This window comes from Rhizobium oryzicola (genome assembly GCF_030504645.1).
GTDB lineage: Bacteria > Pseudomonadota > Alphaproteobacteria > Rhizobiales > Rhizobiaceae > Neorhizobium > Neorhizobium oryzicola.
In genome coordinates, this window is the sequence record NZ_JAUKWQ010000001.1 from 510,390 (window position 1) to 527,572 (window position 17,183).

Below are 17,183 nucleotides of genomic sequence, written 5' to 3' on the forward strand. Positions count from 1 at the left end.
GCTTGCCATGCCCGAACAAGATGTTATAACCCCGCTCGCTCCCGGGGGACACGCCCCGGCGGTTTCGAAAAGAAACCGGAAGGCTTCATGAAAGCCGAGATGCCCGGATAGCTCAGTTGGTAGAGCAGCGGATTGAAAATCCGCGTGTCGGTGGTTCAAATCCGCCTCCGGGCACCATTTTTCAGAATAGAAAACAACATGTTATAGTCGGTGGCATTGCTGCGCAATCTGGCGTCGGGCGAGGCTGGGTGTCATTCTGGGTGTCAATCACCATTTGTTGCAAAAACTTTGGGCTATGTTGCCTGAGTTGAAGTTGCCTCTTCACCTTTCTCGTTTGACTGGCCTATTGTGCGGCGTGATTTGTACAGAGGTGAACGAGACGAATGGCAAACGAAAGCAACGGGAGCGATCTCCAGTTTGAGGCGGAGCTCTTTAAAGCCGCAGACAAACTCAGAGGCAATCTGGAGCCGTCGGAATACAAGCACGTCGCGCTTGGTCTCATCTTCCTGAAATACATCTCCGAAGCCTTCGAAGCACAGCGCGTGAAGCTGGAACAGGAAGAATACGCCGATCCGGAAGACCCCGAAGAATACCTTGCGGCGCGCGTCTTCTGGGTGCCCGAGATTGCCCGTTGGTCCTACCTCAAGGACAATGCCCGTGCCCGTGACCTCAAGATCACTGACCCGGTCACCGGCAAGGAAAAGAAGGTAGACATCGGCGGGTTGATCGACGTTGCGATGGAGGCCATCGAAAAGGCCAATGCAACGACTCTCAAGGGCGTTCTCCCCAAAGATTATGGCCGCCCCGCGCTCGACAAGGAGATGATCGGCGACCTGGTCGAGCTCTTCTCCGATGTCACCATGCATACCGAGGGCGAGAAGTCCCGCGACCTGCTGGGCCGGGCCTACGAATACTTCCTGTCTGGTTTTGCCGGTGCCGAGGGGCGCCGCGGCGGAGAGTTCTTCACCCCTCGCTCAGTCGTTCGCGTTATGGTCGAAATGCTCGAACCCTATCAGGGCCGTGTCTACGATCCCTGCTGCGGCTCGGGCGGCATGTTCGTACAATCCGAAAAGTTTATCGAGGATCATTCTGACCAGCGCGATATCGAGGCGGCCAAGCGCCGGATCTCGATCTACGGGCAGGAGCGCAATCACACCACTTGGAAGCTCTGCAAAATGAACCTCGCGGTGCGCGGGATCGATGCGGACATTCGCTGGAACAATGAGGGTTCGTTCATTCGAGACGAGTTCTCCAATACCTACTTCGACTTCATCTTGGCCAATCCGCCCTTCAATGTCTCGGATTGGTGGCGCGAAAGTTTGGCCGAAGATGTGAGGTGGGAAGCATTCGGTACGCCGCCGCAGGGCAATGCCAACTATGCCTGGCTATCGCACATCTACCATCACCTCGCCCCGCGTGGCACTGCGGGGGTTGTCCTCGCTAATGGGTCCATGTCGTCCCAGCAATCGGGTGAGGGCGAGATGCGCCGGCAAATGGTCGAAAAGGACGCGGTGGACTGCATGGTGGCTCTCCCCGGTCAGCTCTTCTATTCTACGCAGATTCCAGCCTGCCTGTGGTTTCTGGCGAAAGACAAGAGTGCCAATGGCCATCGTGACCGGCGCGGTGAATTCCTGTTCATCGACGCCCGCAAGCTCGGTACGATGGTGGACCGTACCCGGCGAGAGCTTGACCCGAAGGATATCGAAGTTATTGCGACGACCTATCATAGCTGGCGCAACAAGGACGGCGGTTATCAGGACGTCCCTGGCTTCTGCAAATCGGCCAGAAAGGAGGACGTGGCCAAGCACGGTTACGTGCTGACGCCGGGGCGCTACGTCGGTGCAGAGGATGCGGAGGATGATGGTGTGAAGTTTGAGGAGCGATTAGTCCAACTGCGGGAAACACTGTCGCGGCAATTCTCGGATGCTAGAAGCCTTGAGATCCAGATAGCCAAGAACTTGTTACGAGTCGTGGAATGACCGTGGCGGTTTTGGCGGATCTATTGGAATTCACTCGAGATGGAGAGTGGGGCGAAGGCGAGGCAGGTGACGGCCTCGTCAACGTGGGCATTATTCGGGGAACAGATTTTTCGAGCGTGAGATACGGGGACCTTTCTGGCATTCCCACACGCTACGTGCGCGCGGGCGTCGTCGAAAAGAAGCAACTGAGGCCGGGAGATGTTCTCATAGAGACAGCCGGTGGAACCAAAGACCAGCCAACTGGTCGTACCGTCTATCTAAGGGACGAGCTTTTCCAGCTTATAGACAAGCCATTGCTTTGTGCCAGTTTCGCTCGCTTCTTGCGAGTGAGAGAGGGTTCTATTGATCCTCAATTTCTGTTCTGGAAATTGCAGGACGAATATTTGAGGGGCGAACTTTTGCCCTATCACGTTCAGCATACCGGCGTCGCTCGGTTTCAATACACCCAATTTGCCTCAACTCACAGGCTTGTTGTTCCCGACACAGCGGACGAACAAAAGGCCATCGCATCTGTCCTCTCTGCAATTGAAGAGAAGATCCAGTTAAACCGCCGTATGAATGAGACGCTGGAGGCTTTGGCACAGGCGATCTTCAAGGATTGGTTCGTTAGCTTCGGCCCCACCCGCCGCAAGATGGGCGGTGCAATCAATCCCGTCGCCATCCTCGGCGGCCTCATCTCCGACCCTGCTAAGGCTGCCTATCTTGCCGCCCTCTTTTCGACCAATCTTGGAGAAGATGGATTGCCGCAAGGGTGGGAGTTGCGCGAGATTGGCGAACAATCGCAAGCCTTGGGAGGCTCAACCCCAAGCACAAAGGAACCAGCTTTTTGGGAGCCTGCGGAACACTGCTGGGCCACTCCCAAGGACCTTTCGGCGCAATCAGACCTCGCTCTGTTCGAAACGGAACGAAAGATAAGTGACGCAGGCCTGGCCCGCATCACGTCTGGCTTGTTGCCCGCCGGGACGGTCCTTTTATCCTCTCGGGCACCGATTGGTTACCTCGCGATCAGCCAAGTCCCTATTGCGATCAATCAGGGGTTCATCGCGCTGCCACCTAGCGAGAGCTTTGGTACGGCTTACCTTTATTTCTGGTGTAAGGCGAACATGGAACAGATCCAAGCTAATGCGAACGGTTCGACTTTTCAGGAGATTAGCAAGAGGAACTTCCGCCCCATCAAATCAGCGGTCCCTTCGGATGAAAGGATCCTTACGGCCTTCGTGGAAATCGTTGACCCTCTCATTGCTCGCATCGTTTCGGCAGCAAACGAAAACCGCACTCTCGCCGAAACCCGCGACTATCTTCTGCCCAAGCTGATGTCAGGTGCGGTGCGGGTGCGGGATGCGGAAAGGGCGGTGTCATGATGCCCGTTGATCGCAGCCACCTCAAAACGGCCATGGCCGCCATTTTGGACGCGCTAGCCCAAGAACACCCACTTGGCCATCAGGACACCTATGCGCGCCGGTACATCCTCACGACCCGCAGCGGTATGCCTCTTGAACTGATGTTCGAGCAAAGTCCAAAAACACCGGCCAACCTGTGGATCGAGAGACGATTAGCAGGGGCGCTCACGACAAGCGGCATTAAGCAACGTCAATCGCTCGCGTCATCGCTCTATTCAGTAATAGGTAAAAACGGAGACCCGCAGTACGGGCGCCACAGCGCATTAGAAAAGATGCCGAACCTCGGCAACGTCGATCTGATCTGCTTGCAGTCAGAAACGCTGGCAGAGGTTGGCAGAATTCTCGATCAACTTTTGGCGGTGTAGGCTCATGGAGTACTTCCGCCAAAGGTACCATGAGTACCTCAACGAAAACGGTCCAGTGGAGATCGCGGGTTTCACCTGGGAAAACGCCGACGTATTCGAAAAAATGACAACAGGGCTGAATGGCGAAAAAGGAGACTATGAAGCTACGTTCACAGTTTTTGTACAGGACCAGATACAATTGGCAAAAGAGCGCGCGCGGGAATTTCTGGAGGAAACTCAGTGCCTCGACCGCTTTCGTGCCTTGAGCGCTCGCAAACAGAACGGCCAAGTTCTGCCTTTTGTCGGGGCGGGTATGTCCATCGCCAGTGGTTATCGACCTTGGGGTGCATTCCTGCTGTCGCTTTTGGGTGATGCGCCGCACATTAGGGCCGATGTCGAGGCGATGCTGGGTCGTAGCGAATATGAAGAAGCCGCGCAACTTGTACACGACACCTTGCAGTCGCATGTGCTCGCGGAGGAGATCGCCAATCAACTCGGTCGCCATCGCCCCAAAACGGCCGGACCCGTTTGCCTTCTGCCACGTCTCTTTCCCAACGAGGTCCTGACAACCAATTTCGATTACGTGCTGACGCACGTCTACCATCGCGCGGAGCTACCTTTTGCTTACGAGTTCTGCGGCATGCGGCTACGCGAAGCCCGCCAGCGCATCGGCAACGACCCGCATTGCCTTCTGCGTCTCCATGGAGAAGCAGATGCCAGTGAGGGGCGCGTGCTAACCCGAAATGAATACGATGCTGCTTATAACGGTGGCGTCACCTTGACCAATATCCTTGGCGCACTGATTGGTACCCGCAGCCTACTGTTTATGGGTGCAAGCCTCCAATCGGACCGCACCCACGCCGCGTTGCGTGACATCCGCGCTGAGAATGCGGATGCGCCAGTTCGCCACTATGCGTTTCTTCCACTACCTGCGGACAATGAGCGCGCAGCCCGTCGGGCCTTTCTCGCTGAAGCTGAAATTCATCCGATCTATTATCCGGCTGACGACCACGACCAATATATTGAAGATCTGTTGCTTACACTGATGGGAGGCGGGCTGGATGACTGAACAGAGCATCATATCCGATGACATGACCCTGAAGCGTCTTTTTCAGGACTTCTATCGTGTTCCCGATTACCAGCGCGAATATGTCTGGGGTGAGACCAATCCGAAGGGTGAAGGCGGCGAAGAAGTCGACCAGTTCCTGATGGACATCTACTCTGAATACGAAAACGCTACCAAGGATGCTGCGCCCGAGTATTTCATCGGCACAATCGTCGTTTGCATGGGCAAAGACGACGTTTTCGAGCTCGTTGATGGCCAACAGCGCACCACGACAGCCTATCTCACTCTCTGCGCTTTGCGGGACGCACTCGTTGAGTTGGGGCAGTCGCTGCCGGAAGAGCTTAAAGGTCAGATCGCATCAAGTACCGTCGACTGGCAAGGTGAGAGCATCGCGCGCTATCGGCTTGAGCTTCAGTATGAGGACTCGGGCGGTGTGCTCGTTCAATATGCTGAGGGCAATGGGGCTACCGCAGATAGGCAATCGACACGCTCCATCCGGAATATCGGTAACGCTTATCGTGTCATCCGGGAGTTCATCACCTCCACCTTGAAAAACGATCCCATCAACATCCGCCGCTTTCACGGGTATCTGACAAACAAGGTTAAGATCATCCGCATTCAGACTCCTACGATCGCAAAAGCCTTGAAGATCTTCGAGACCATCAACGATCGGGGCGTTGGCCTTGATGCGATGGACCTGCTGAAAAATCTGCTCTTCATGAACGCGAAGGAGGCGGAGTATTCGAAGCTAAAGGACGTCTGGAAGCAGCTAACAGGCGAAATCTACGCGGCCAACGAGAAGCCTTTGCGCTTCCTGCGCTACTATCTGATGGCCACCTTCGACGTTGATAGCACGCAACGAGAAGAGCTGATCTACGACTGGTTTCAGAAGAACGAGAACCTTACCAAGCACGCAAGCGAGCCTCTGACGTTTGCTCACCGCCTGCTTGAGGCCGCCAGAGCCTATCGCCGCTTTACGACTGGGATGAATGCCTCAGGCGGCATTGAGCGCGGCCTGGTCAACACGCGAACGCTCGGCGGTAAGTCAATCAAGCAGCACTTCATCATTTTGATGGCTGGGCGTCACCTGAGTCCGACCAACTTCACGACGCTTTGCGATGAAGTCGAGAAGACGATGTTCGTGTGGCTTATGAGTGGCACGGCAGGCAAGGAATACGAGCGCCGAATTGTCGATGCAGCGCACGAGCTTCGCGCGGTGACAGATGAAAATTTCGATGATTTCATTCAGCGGCATTTCAAGAAGGAGCGCGCCGGACTGGCAATCCTGTTCCGCCAGAGATTGCTTTCCCTGCGTGTTGGCGACACCCGGCAGTTCCGGTTGCGCTATCTGCTGGCAAAGCTCACGCAATACGTTGACCTCCAGGCCTATGGTCCGAGCCAGGGGCGGGACAATCTGGATGACTATTTCTCAGGCGGGAACGACATTGAGCATATCTTGCCGGATCATGGCGATCCGGATGCGATCACCGAATTTGGCGAAGGCGGTACAGATCAGCTGATCATCCAGCGACTTGGCAACCTCTTACTGATCGAGAAGTCCATCAACCGAGCAATCCAGAACGGGAAATATTCTGACAAGATCAAGATCTATCCTCAGTCCAAATATCTGCTGACACGGTGTCAGGCCGACAAGGCAAGCGGGCAGGTCGGTGTTGCTGACAAGATCACCAAAGCGGTCGACGGGCTCGATGTATTTCCTGTCTGGAATAGAGACGCGATTGAGAAGCGCCAGGCGTTTCTTGCACGGCTTGCCTCCAGAGTGTGGGATACTGCCGACGAGCAAGCGGTTGCACAAACATGATAGGCTTTTCTGAGGACACGGTCGAACAGGCTGGCATTGAGACGCTGCAGTCGCTCGGCTGGTTGTATCTGCATGGCAGCGTGATAGCGCCAGACGGCTCATCACCCCAGCGCCCGTCTTACTCCGACCCGGTTCTGGTGAAGCGGCTGGAAGCATGGGTGGAGCAGATCAATCCCGACATACCCGAAGAGGCCCGAGCCGAGGCGATCCGTCAGGTTCTGGTGAGCCAGACGAACGACACCGTCGAGGAGAACCGGCGCATCCATTCGCTGATCACCGAGGGTGTAACAGTCGAGTACCGATCCAAAGACCGGATCGTCGGCGAAAAGGTTTGGCTCGTCGACTTCGAAAACCCGGATGCCAATGATTGGCTGGTCGTCAATCAGTTCACACTAATCGAGGGACGCAAGAACCGCCGTCCAGACCTTGTCCTATTCGTCAATGGCTTGCCATTGGCAGTTCTGGAGCTGAAGAATCCCGGCGACGAAAACGCAACGCTCAAGGCGGCGTTCAATCAGATCGAGACCTACAAGCGCGACATCCCCTCGCTGTTTCGCACCAATGCACTTCTGGTAACCTCCGACGGCATCAAGGCGCGCATTGGGTCGCTGACTGCGCAGGAAGAGCGCTACATGCCCTGGCGCACGGTGAACGGCAACGACTATGCTCCTCCTGGCACCCCCGAACTCGACACGCTTCTAGAGGGCGTCTTCGAGAAAAGTCGGTTTTTGAAGCTTATTCGGGATTTCACCGTATTTGGGGACAGGGGGGACGGGCCGTTCAAGATCATCGCGGGATACCACCAGTTCCACGGTGCGCAGAAGGCAATCCGCGAAGCGATTGATGCATCGCGCCCGGATGGCGACCGAAAGATCGGCGTGATTTGGCACACGCAAGGCTCCGGCAAGAGCTTCCTCATGGCATTCTTTGCGGGTCTCGCCGTACGCTCAGTTGAGCTTCAGAATCCCACTGTCCTTATCCTGACCGATCGCAACGATCTGGATGATCAGCTATTTGGCACGTTCAGCCTCTGCCGTGATCTTATCCGCCAGACACCGGAGCAGGCCGAGAATCGCGATGACCTGAAGCGGCTTTTAGAGCGTTCGGCAGGCGGCGTGATTTTCACCACGGTTCAAAAATTCTTGCCCTTGGGGTCGCAGGAAAGCTTTCCACTTCTGACGGACCGCCGAAACGTCATTGTCATCGCCGATGAGGCCCACCGCACACAATATGGTCTGGATGCACGGCTCGATACCAAGACTGGTGTCCGGCGATACGGCTATGCCCACTACATTCGCCAAGCGCTGCCCAATGCGTCGTTTATTGGGTTCACGGGCACGCCCGTTGAGGGCGTAGATCGCAATACGCCTGCTATTTTTGGCGACTATATCGACATCTACGACATATCTCGTGCGGTCGAAGACGGTGCGACCGTCCCAATCTATTATGAAAGCCGATTGGCACGCATCGAACTGGACGAGGATGAGAAGCCCAAGATTGACGCTGAAGTCGAGGCTTTGGTGGAAGACGACACGCTGACTGAAGCCGAGAAATTTAAAGCGAAGTGGGCGACCGTCGAGGCCCTTGTCGGCGCGGAGAAGCGGCTCTCCTTGGTGGCGGCTGACCTCGTGGCACATCTTGAGGCGCGTCTGGCGGCTTTGGACGGAAAGGCCATGGCTGTTTGCATGAGCCGCCGCATTTGCGTCGAGCTGTATGATGAAATCGTCAAGTTGAGGCCGGACTGGCATTCCGAGGACGACACTGCGGGGGCCGTCAAGATCGTCATGACGGGGGCGGCGTCCGATCCATTGAACTGGCAGCAGCATATCGGGAACAAGCGGCGCCGTGATTTGCTTGCAAAGCGCGCCCGAGATCCGAATGACCCTCTCAAGCTAGTGATCGTCCGCGACATGTGGCTGACAGGCTTCGACGCTCCGTCCATGAACACAATGTATGTAGACAAACCGATGAGAGGGCACGGCCTCATGCAGGCGATTGCTCGCGTCAATCGTGTGTTCCGAGACAAGCCTGGCGGCTTGATCGTTGACTACATCGGAATTCTCCAAAACTTGAAAAACGCTCTCAAGGACTACAGTCCAAACGACCAAGACAAAACGGGCATACCTGAAGAGGAAGCCGTTGCGGTCATGCTTGAGTCATTTCAGCGGGTGAAATCGGTCTTCCACGGGCACGACTATAGCAGCGGCTTGAATGGTAGTCCGCAAGAGCGCTTGAGGGCGCTTGCCTTGGCTATCGACTGGGTCCTGAAGTGGCAGGAGAGTGAAGCGGTTAAGGCGTCCAGTGACGACGCTCGCAAGCAAGCACACCGTGCGTACCAAGACCTAGTTCTCTCTCTTACAAAAGCCTACGCCTTGGCTTCTGCAAGCGACGAAGCCGCTGCTGTGCGGGATGAGGTTGGTTTCTTCCAGACCGTCCGCGCGGCAATCGCGAAATCTACCGCTAAGGGTTCTTTCACTGGAACCGATCGAGCGTTCGCCGTTCAGCAACTCATCGACCGTGCAGTTGCTTCGACGGAAATCATCGACGTGTTGCGTGCGGCAGGTATCGAGAGCCCCGATATTTCAATTCTGTCAGACGACTTTCTGGCGGAACTTCAAGGGATGGAGCGCAAAAACTTTGCACTCGAAGCCTTGAAGAAGCTTCTGAACGGAGAAATCAAAAGTCGCCTGCAAACCAATGTTGTCGAGAGCCGAACATTCTCCAGGCGCTTGGAAGAAGCTGTTGCCCGATACCACTCTAATGCAATCTCTGCGGTGGAGATGCTCAACGAGCTTATCGCTCTCGCTAAAGATTTGCAGGCCGCAAGACGTCGCGGTGAGGAAAGTGGGCTTTCTGGCGAAGAAATCGCATTTTACGACGCCTTGGCGCAAAACGAGAGCGCCATTCAAGTCCTCGGGGACGACAAACTCCGACTGATCGCCCACGAGCTTCTGGAGCAACTTCGGCAGAATGCAACAGTTGATTGGCATAAACGGGAAAGCGCGCGGGCAAGGATGCGCGTTCTCGTGAAGCGCATCCTCAAAAAGTACGGATATCCCCCAGACCTTTCGGAGGATGCTGTGAAGCTCGTGCTAGAACAGGCCGAGGCGCTGTTGCGATCCGTCACCTAAGCATTTAACCACGCGATACAACTTCTTCGCTTGCTTGGGTCAGTAGTGCTTTTCGGGCTTCTTGCTCGGGGGGCGTGCCCTTCAGCCACTGCCAAGGCGAACGCGGCTTGTGCGACTTGGCTAGCTCCGGATACTTCTTCGGATCGCGGACGGCATCACGCAGGCGTTCGCGTGCTTCTTTCGGGTCAATCTTCAACTCGGCGCAGAGCGCCTTGAGGGTGATGATTTCGGGTGCCTTGTCGGTCATGATCGTCTCCTTTGGTTCAAGACGATCTTTTCATTAAAACAAGGTCAGAGAGGCTGTCAGGGAAAATCCCGCGTCCTTCTGATCATTCGAGGTCGGACAGCAGCCTGTCGAGCAGCGCCGTCGGGTTGCTGCCCATGGCCTTCACCAGCGCTGCAAACTCCAGCACGTCTATCCGCCGTTCCGCGCCTTCGACCTTGGCAACATAGGACTGTGGTTTGCCCAGCCGGTCGGCAACCTGCTGCTGGGTCAATTCAGCCGTGCGTCGTGTCTCTACAAGGAGCTCGACGAGACGGTGATACTCGGGTGTGTGGGTGGATTTGGTCACGCGCTCCGACGTCCAAGGAATTCCGGAGCGACTGCAATAATCCCGATTTAGAATTATCCCATTTGGGGATAATGTGCTGCATATTCTCGATGGAGTGCAGCAATGGAACTTCTGACTTCAAGCTATGCGCCCTTTATCGGCGTCGCCGCTTTTGCCGCTGGCGCATTCCTTTCCGTTGAATGGCAAGGCCGCATTCGCCCTTTGCTCATCCCGCGTGCCGAGATCGAGCAGCTGGCGGATGAACTGATCGACAAACACGGGGAGCGCGCTGAAGAATTCGCGGCGATCGAAGAGGATCGCGCTTGGCGCTATTCTCAGAACTTCGATCAAGGCAAATGGCGGCGGGTGCGCAAGGAGCTTGAACGCCGCAGCCGTCTTTAACTGACCGGAAGACCGTGCGGACTATGCGCACGCGGCCGCGTTGCATCAGCGCCGGAAGCATCGCCGCGTCGCTCACTGACGAGCCAGCACGCGCTGTCGGCACATGGCTCGGTGTTGTGACATGCCTCCGCCGATAAACGGTCCTCAGAGGTCAAACTCAACGATTCCCGTGACAGCATTTCACCCGATTGGCACCCAGGAGACGTGCTGGTCCTCGCTCATTGAGCCGTCATCGTTGTATTCGTTGGCAAAGTCGCTTGGTCCGGCGGACCGACAGGTTGATGATTAGTCCCAGTGTCGGTCTTCGGCTTCATCACCGTTCATGCATCTGCATTCGGCATCTCGATTTTCACGTCCACGCCAAACGTTAGTCCCGTTACGCGGCAAGCCTCGCGAATGATGCGCATTTTCTCACGGTTTGCGATATTGAGGCCGACCAGCCATCCCGGCGCTATTTCCGCAGCCCGTGCAAGGTCAGGACGTGCCGGATAAATCTCTTCTGGTGAGCGGGCTATATGGTTTCGGCTGCGTCCCTTCGCCGACTCCGCAATGGCCTCCATCTCGGTTGGAAAACGGCGTGCTATCGCCTGCAGGATATCGACCAATGCGGCAGCGGCATGCGGTGACGCTTGTTGTTTTCCGAAAAGCTCAAACGTAAGGGCCCTTGCTGATTGCAGCTCGCTTACCTGCGAGGCTGAAGGCTCCGGAACCTTGGCGCTTGGAGGATCGGATTTCGCCGCCGCGACTTTTGCTGGCTTCGAAGACAGTGGCCCTTTTAGCTGTTCTGTCTGTTTCAGTGACCGAAGAAAGCCGATGACTTCCTCCGCCGAAGGCCGAAAGCCGCAATTCGTTTCCGTCTGGCTTGCCAGAAGTTCAACAAGCAGGTCTTCCGGTTGCTCGACGAGTTCTGCCCATGCTTTAGGTAGGTTACGTGCCGCTTCTCGGGTTGAGGCAATGTCACGGTAGTCGCGCATGGCATCGTCAAATGCAGCACCGCTTTTTACGCGCGGCTGTTCAAGATAGCGCCGCAACACCTGTGGCGACTCCGAAGGCGGTCGGTCCGTCAGTTGCAGCCGATAAAGGCGGCGCTCGTCATAAGTCCCTTGGCCGCTGGGTAGGTAGAAGCTCCAGTCCCGTCCGTCAGTCAGAAGGCAGAGCGGAATCCCTTCATGGAAGGCGTATTCGAAAAGCTGGCGGTCGCCCTCTAGTGCGCGGCCTACGCCCTTCACTTCAATGAAGATGCTCGGCCTCTTGCCGATACCGCTGAGGGCAAAATCTACCCGCCTGCCCCCGCTCGCATATTCCGGCATCACCTGTTCCGGGTCGCTGTCGTCCCAGCCCAAAGCGCGCAAGATGGGCATGACAACACTGAAAGAAATGGCGGCCTCGTTCGGATAGGAACCGGTCTGTAGACGGTGTTGAATTCTCTCGATCAGCGTTTCGATCACGGTTCCCCCTGCACTCTGTCTTAGGCTCGAGCCTATCAACGGTTGAGGGCGCATGTCGAGGTGATAGCGTCCACTTGTCCATGACGCATACGGCATCGCAGGTATGGGGGAGGGCGTTTTTTTATTTGCGACCTGCCTTGGCGCGGATTGGGAGGGTTACATGCTGCCGAGATTTTGAGCGCATAGCTTCTGATCAAGAACTGGACAAAGCCGATACCATAACCTGGTACCGGCTTCGGTCTTTAGTTGGCATTAGTGCGCGGGATGATGTCGAAAGGCATCTTGCCACTTTTCATGATGGGTTCGTACTTTTCGATGTGCGCCGTGATCGTCATCGCATGTTTGAAGGCAAGGTTGCTGCGTGAATAGGTCTGGAAGCCGTGGACAGCGGACCATACCCCGACGACCTCCAGCAGGGCCTCAACGATATCGGTGTTTTCCACGCGCGTTTTGACTTCGCCGTCGGCATTCAAGGTTTGCCAAATTGCTGCTTGGATCGTGGTCTTCAGTTTCGTCTGAATTTTAGAGTTGCTGTTCATGGTTGTCTCCTTCTGTGAACCTCGCAAGTTTAGGAACTTGAACAGCACGCGTCCCGGTACGGTTTGAAACGCCTCGCGCCAGAAAAAGAGGACTTGGCAGGTAATGCAGTTGTTCAGAACAATCGTATGTAAACATTTTTGAGAGACTGCTTATGTTGTCGCGCCACCGATCGAACGGAAACAGGCAAGCAATTCACTTGTTCAAAATTCACGTACATGGGGGTGTTTTGAACAAGTGGTCGCGAAAGCGCCCGCCAAATGAGGCAGGCGCTGGTGATGTTGCCAGTGATGCTACGGCAGCGACCACATGGAGCGTCCGGACGTCCCGCGCTGCTTGACGATGTTCATGTCATTAGCGGCACGTCTCAGCGTTTCGGGCGTGATCGACCGGGTTGACGCCATCTGGTCGAGCTTGTTCTTCTCCACCGGCCCCTTGGATAAGGTTTCACGCAAGAAGTCCTTGGCGAAGTCGCGTTCTTCGCTAGGCCTGCCGATCGTGCCAGGTGGTTTAGCGAGAAGATCGTCCTCGCTGATGTCTGGCTCGGCGTCATGCCATATCACAACTGGCGGGCGCCCTTTCTCCTGGCTGCGCAATTCAAAGACAAGGGTAGGCCCCTTTTCCGAATAATTCGCCTTCGCGTGTGCAATGGCGCGTTTTGTCGGGTCATGGGGATGTATGCCCAAGATGAGCCCAGATCGGACCCGCGCCGAGATAGCAATCGAACCGATACCCTGATGCATCGCATTGTCTGCCTTGGCCTTACGCAAATGCCGTACGATCAGGATGGAGACATCATATTCGCGGGCAATCAGGTCCAGCTCGACCATGAAGCGCATGGTGTCGTTGGCTTTGTTTCCGTCGGTGTCCGCGTCCATGTAAGCGATGATTGGATCAATCACCACTAGCGCGGGCCGATGGGCTTCGATCTCCTGCCGCAACATCATCATGCCATTGGCATCAAGGGAAAAGACCTTTTCCTGGTAGCGAACCTTCGAAACATCGGCCCCGTTTTCGACAAGTCGCGGTTTCAGGACCCGTGCCGGATCGTCTTCCGCAGACAGAAACAAGACGCCTCCCTCTTCAATTGTCGTAAGAAAAGGTGGCGGTTTGCCGGTTGTTACAGCCGCCGCCAGTGCAGCGGTGAAGGTCGACTTGCCTTGCCCCATGTTTCCGTCGAGGACGGTGGTCGCCCCCTTCACGATATAGGGATAGGCAAGAAACTGAACCTCTTGCTCCTGAACATCAGCCAGGCTGCCGAAAGCGTTTTCGAATCCAGCCTCGTAATTGCTAACGCTTCGGGCGATGTTAGCAACTTCGTCGTCATCCAGCGGTGGGCTGCATATCACGCGATTTACGGTGGCGAGAACCCGCTCAAGGGCCGAGCCGCGCAGGCCTTTAGACCTGAAGTACCCCGCGTAGCTCGTGAGCGTGTTGTTGCGGCCGCCCTTGGTAACGCTTCCAGGCATGTCGAAGCTCACCGTCCTTGACTGCTTTGGCTTCAAAACATCAAGGAAACTCGGTGGCAACGTAGCAATCTTCCCAGCATTTTCCGGCTTCATGCGGTATTGCTTGCCGGAGTGATGCCTGCTGGGCGGAACAACAATGTAGCCGCTTCCGCCGTCTTTGATGTCGATGCCTTCGAGACGCAACTTTTTCTTGGGCAGTGGCCGATCGATCATGAAGTAGTGATGCGTGCCACGGCCAGTTTTCACTGTTGCGGTGTTCGGCAGCTTGAGCGTTTCGTATGTCTTTCTCCCCTTTGGGCCATCGACATCGAGCACGAGGATGTTTTCAGGCAAGACAACGCCGAGGTTTGCGTTGGGATGGGATTTCAGGACGCGCGTGATCTTCTGTTTCGAGTCGGTTGCGCTTTTGTGTCCGTTCCGGAATTCAGCAGTGATGGGATGCTTGCCCGGTGATTGGCAACTTGCATTTCCGCATTCACAACGCCCGTTGGCGGCAATGCCATGTAGGGCGACGATTTTCGCACCCGCATCGATCCATGCACATGCTGCTTCTAATCTTGACGAAGACAAAAGATCCCCGTCGATACGAACTAGGTTCGGCATCGGTGGTCTCCAAATTTTCTAGGGGAGAAATGAGGGGCGCTCAGGCCCCTCTGTCAGAAATCGGCGTAAACGTGCCGCTTGCGTTCTTCCGCGCGGGCTTCGAACCACGCATCGATCTCGGCCTTGAGCCAAGCCACGCTGGTACCGGCCATACGGATGCGGCGAGGAAAGCGGCCCAACTGCTCCCAGCGCAGAAGGCTGCTGTTGCTGACGCGGATTCCCATCTTGCGAAGTTCCTCACGGCCAACGATGATCTGCTGAGTAATGGTATTCGACATTGTGAATTCTCCATCAGGTTTGAGGTGATGAAGAAGCGCTTCTTCGTTCGGTTGTTCGCGACGAAGATTTTATCTCAAATTATCGCGAGGAATTCCAATGCGTTACATGGATGAGGAAGGGGGAGGATTTTCCCCATCTCGTCCATTACGTTCATCTTCCAATTCTTGAGCGACCCTAAAAATCGAACTGCGCCATTGATCAACATGCTTTCTGATCGCGCCATCGAACCCAACGGGGCGTATGCCGTCGGAACTCCATTTTAGCGGGCGGGCTAGCAAATAGACGCACTTGCCGAAGTGGCTGTGATCCTCGGAGCCAGCATCTACGGCTCGCTTCGGTTCAAAATTGTTGTCAAGGAATTCGCACATCCAATCAACGTAGGTAACAAACCTGTCCTTCAAATCGCTGTCCCACGCTTTTCCTCGTCGCCCAGCATCCTTTATTTCTGCGATATGCTTTTCGAGATTGGCCTTGAACACGGTAACGCTCTCAATCAGCTGTTGCCTATCCTCTTCGGTCAACGGCGATCCGTCTTGGACATACTCCCGTGCGAATTCTTCATCCTGCAATGCCATGAGCAACTTTCTCGTGGGGGTGAGCAGTTTGCTGTTCAACCGCTGCAGCCGGATCTTCGCACCCTCTTGAGGTGTGATCACGAATGCTCTTGCTGTTAAAATCACCAAGGTGTCGGTGTGCTCGTGAAGCACGGTGTCAGGCCATGCGTTTTCGTCCAGTGATAATATGCGTCGAAGTTGCGCCAGATCGTGAGGACCATATGCGTGGCCATTATAGGGCCGACTTACGAAGTGGTTGATAAACCGGGCTTTCAGCTCACCGCAGCTATCAGCGAATGCTTTGGCGCGTTCCCATGTCCAAGGTTCATCTTCGCCATCAGCTTCTCCACCCGATCCGCCCATGTCTGCAAGGCCTCGCGCTTCTCGTCCAAATACGCGTGGCGATTGTAGATCGAGGCGACGCCGGAGACTATCCCGGATTTGTGGTTCAACACCGCCTCGATGATATGGGGTTGGACCTTCAGGATAGCCATGTTGGTTGCGACGGTGCGACGGACATCGTGAAAGCGCCAATCCTCTGCATCCAGCCCGACGAAGGTATCCAGCCGATCCTTGAAGCGACCGAAACCCGAGATCGGTGTCTTACCGGTTGAGGTGAACACATAGTCCGAGCCGAGAAATCGCGGGATGGAACGGAGAATGTCCAGCGCCTGCCGGGACAACGGGACAATATGTGCAGTGCTGTTTTTCGTTCGGTCGGCCTTGAGTGTGAACGTCCCCCGATGCAGATCCAGTTCCGACCAGCGCATGGATGCAATTTCATCACGGCGTTGTCCAGTTAGAAGCAATAGCTTACCGAACTGTTCAAAGGGATAGCCTTCGGACTCGCATCCCTTCCAATAGGCGACGATTTCGTCATCGGTCAGGACACGGTCACGCGACTCCTCCTTGATCGGCGGCTTCAGACCGACCACGGGCGAGGTTTCGACAATGCCCTGATCAATGCACCAGGAATACAGTTTCTTGATTGCGGCCAGCCCACGGTTCGCCCGCGTGCCTTTGCCTCCCTTCGCGCCGATATCGCTGATCAGGCGTTCAAGTTCTCGCGTCACGTCGCCACGCTTGATGGCAGTTATCGGCATAGGGTGAAGGCCGCTCATGCGTCGCAAAATGCTCTCGGTGCCCTTCCAATCCTTCGTCTGCCGCTGGGCATATCGCGTGATGAATTGAGGTATGATATCGCCAAGCGTCAAAACCGGCGGTGCTGGCTCAACGTCACGGTGCTGGAACGTGCCCAGTTGAATGTCGCGCAGCAGCGATTGCGCCTTCTCGCGAGCGTCCTTTAGCGACAGCACCGGGTAGGTGCCCAGCTTGATGCGCCGAAGCACGCCATCAACGCGGGTGGCGAGATACCAGACCTTTCCGCCGGTCCGAGACACTCGGATCAACAGCCCCCTGACCAATTCGTCGCGGATCTCGTACCGCTTGTCTTCAGCGGGAGAAAGATTGTCGAGCAGCTTGGGTGTGAGTTTCTTTCGCATGACGTAACAATAAGATTGCAACGTCCGCGTGTCAGGGTACGATTTGCGCAGGTTCAAGAATAGATGAGAGCTGGACCAAGCGGTTAGCAGAGTGAT

Annotated in this window: 15 protein-coding genes and 1 tRNA gene; 8 read left to right on the forward strand and 8 right to left on the reverse strand. The window is 55.7% G+C overall.

Annotated elements, in window-relative coordinates; genetic code table 11:
- Positions 1-101 precede the first annotated feature (101 nt).
- The 7 genes from Q2T52_RS02530 (at position 102) to Q2T52_RS02560 (ending at position 9,742) form a co-directional block, all read left to right on the forward strand.
- Positions 102-177 (forward strand) — tRNA-Phe (locus Q2T52_RS02530).
- 206 nt (positions 178-383) lie between these two features.
- Positions 384-1,979 (forward strand): class I SAM-dependent DNA methyltransferase, encoded by a 1,596-nt coding sequence (locus Q2T52_RS02535; RefSeq protein WP_302075100.1) that lies wholly within the window; start codon positions 384-386, stop codon positions 1,977-1,979.
- On the forward strand, positions 1,976-3,340 hold the full coding sequence (locus tag Q2T52_RS02540) for a restriction endonuclease subunit S (RefSeq protein WP_302075101.1): 1,365 nt from the start codon (positions 1,976-1,978) through the stop codon (positions 3,338-3,340). The genes Q2T52_RS02535 and Q2T52_RS02540 overlap by 4 nt, the downstream gene beginning before the upstream one ends.
- A complete protein-coding gene (locus Q2T52_RS02545) occupies positions 3,337-3,744 on the forward strand; it encodes a hypothetical protein (RefSeq protein WP_302075102.1) in 408 nt (135 codons plus the stop codon). Before Q2T52_RS02540 ends, Q2T52_RS02545 begins: the two co-directional genes overlap by 4 nt.
- Positions 3,745-3,748: 4 nt before the next feature.
- Positions 3,749-4,792 carry an SIR2 family NAD-dependent protein deacylase gene (locus tag Q2T52_RS02550; RefSeq protein ID WP_302075103.1) on the forward strand — a complete coding sequence of 348 codons (1,044 nt, stop codon included), beginning with the start codon at positions 3,749-3,751 and terminating at the stop codon, positions 4,790-4,792.
- Positions 4,785-6,611 carry a DUF262 domain-containing protein gene (locus tag Q2T52_RS02555; protein ID WP_302075104.1) on the forward strand — a complete coding sequence of 609 codons (1,827 nt, stop codon included), beginning with the start codon at positions 4,785-4,787 and terminating at the stop codon, positions 6,609-6,611. Before Q2T52_RS02550 ends, Q2T52_RS02555 begins: the two co-directional genes overlap by 8 nt.
- Complete coding sequence (locus Q2T52_RS02560; protein ID WP_302075105.1) at positions 6,608-9,742, forward strand: type I restriction endonuclease subunit R; 3,135 nt, start codon at positions 6,608-6,610, stop codon at positions 9,740-9,742. The genes Q2T52_RS02555 and Q2T52_RS02560 overlap by 4 nt, the downstream gene beginning before the upstream one ends.
- A gap of 4 nt (positions 9,743-9,746) precedes the next feature.
- Here Q2T52_RS02560 and Q2T52_RS02565 read toward each other — a convergent pair whose 3' ends face one another.
- Together Q2T52_RS02565 and Q2T52_RS02570 are read right to left on the reverse strand one after the other, a co-directional pair.
- On the reverse strand, positions 9,747-9,989 hold the full coding sequence (locus Q2T52_RS02565) for a hypothetical protein (RefSeq protein ID WP_302075106.1): 243 nt from the start codon (positions 9,987-9,989) through the stop codon (positions 9,747-9,749).
- An 82-nt stretch (positions 9,990-10,071) separates the two neighbouring features.
- Positions 10,072-10,314, reverse strand: coding sequence for a helix-turn-helix domain-containing protein (locus tag Q2T52_RS02570; protein ID WP_302075107.1), 243 nt, complete (start codon positions 10,312-10,314; stop codon positions 10,072-10,074).
- A gap of 102 nt (positions 10,315-10,416) precedes the next feature.
- Here Q2T52_RS02570 and Q2T52_RS02575 point away from each other — a divergent pair, with 102 nt between their 5' ends.
- Complete coding sequence (locus Q2T52_RS02575) at positions 10,417-10,695, forward strand: hypothetical protein (RefSeq protein ID WP_302075108.1); 279 nt, start codon at positions 10,417-10,419, stop codon at positions 10,693-10,695.
- 320 nt (positions 10,696-11,015) lie between these two features.
- Here the strand turns inward: Q2T52_RS02575 and Q2T52_RS02580 are convergent, their stop codons facing one another.
- From Q2T52_RS02580 to Q2T52_RS02605, 6 genes are all read right to left on the reverse strand, one after another.
- Positions 11,016-12,143 carry a hypothetical protein gene (locus Q2T52_RS02580; RefSeq protein ID WP_302075109.1) on the reverse strand — a complete coding sequence of 376 codons (1,128 nt, stop codon included), beginning with the start codon at positions 12,141-12,143 and terminating at the stop codon, positions 11,016-11,018.
- A 242-nt stretch (positions 12,144-12,385) separates the two neighbouring features.
- Positions 12,386-12,682, reverse strand: a complete 297-nt coding sequence (locus Q2T52_RS02585) for a hypothetical protein (protein ID WP_302075110.1) — start codon at positions 12,680-12,682, stop codon at positions 12,386-12,388.
- A 291-nt stretch (positions 12,683-12,973) separates the two neighbouring features.
- On the reverse strand, positions 12,974-14,752 hold the full coding sequence (locus tag Q2T52_RS02590; protein WP_302075111.1) for a bifunctional DNA primase/polymerase: 1,779 nt from the start codon (positions 14,750-14,752) through the stop codon (positions 12,974-12,976).
- Between the two features lie 53 nt (positions 14,753-14,805).
- Positions 14,806-15,030 carry a helix-turn-helix transcriptional regulator gene (locus Q2T52_RS02595; protein ID WP_302075112.1) on the reverse strand — a complete coding sequence of 75 codons (225 nt, stop codon included), beginning with the start codon at positions 15,028-15,030 and terminating at the stop codon, positions 14,806-14,808.
- Positions 15,031-15,132: 102 nt separating this feature from the next.
- A complete protein-coding gene (locus Q2T52_RS02600) occupies positions 15,133-15,948 on the reverse strand; it encodes an SGNH/GDSL hydrolase family protein (RefSeq protein WP_302075113.1) in 816 nt (271 codons plus the stop codon).
- Complete coding sequence (locus Q2T52_RS02605; RefSeq protein ID WP_302075114.1) at positions 15,858-17,087, reverse strand: tyrosine-type recombinase/integrase; 1,230 nt, start codon at positions 17,085-17,087, stop codon at positions 15,858-15,860. The genes Q2T52_RS02600 and Q2T52_RS02605 overlap by 91 nt, the downstream gene beginning before the upstream one ends.
- Positions 17,088-17,183 lie beyond the last annotated feature (96 nt).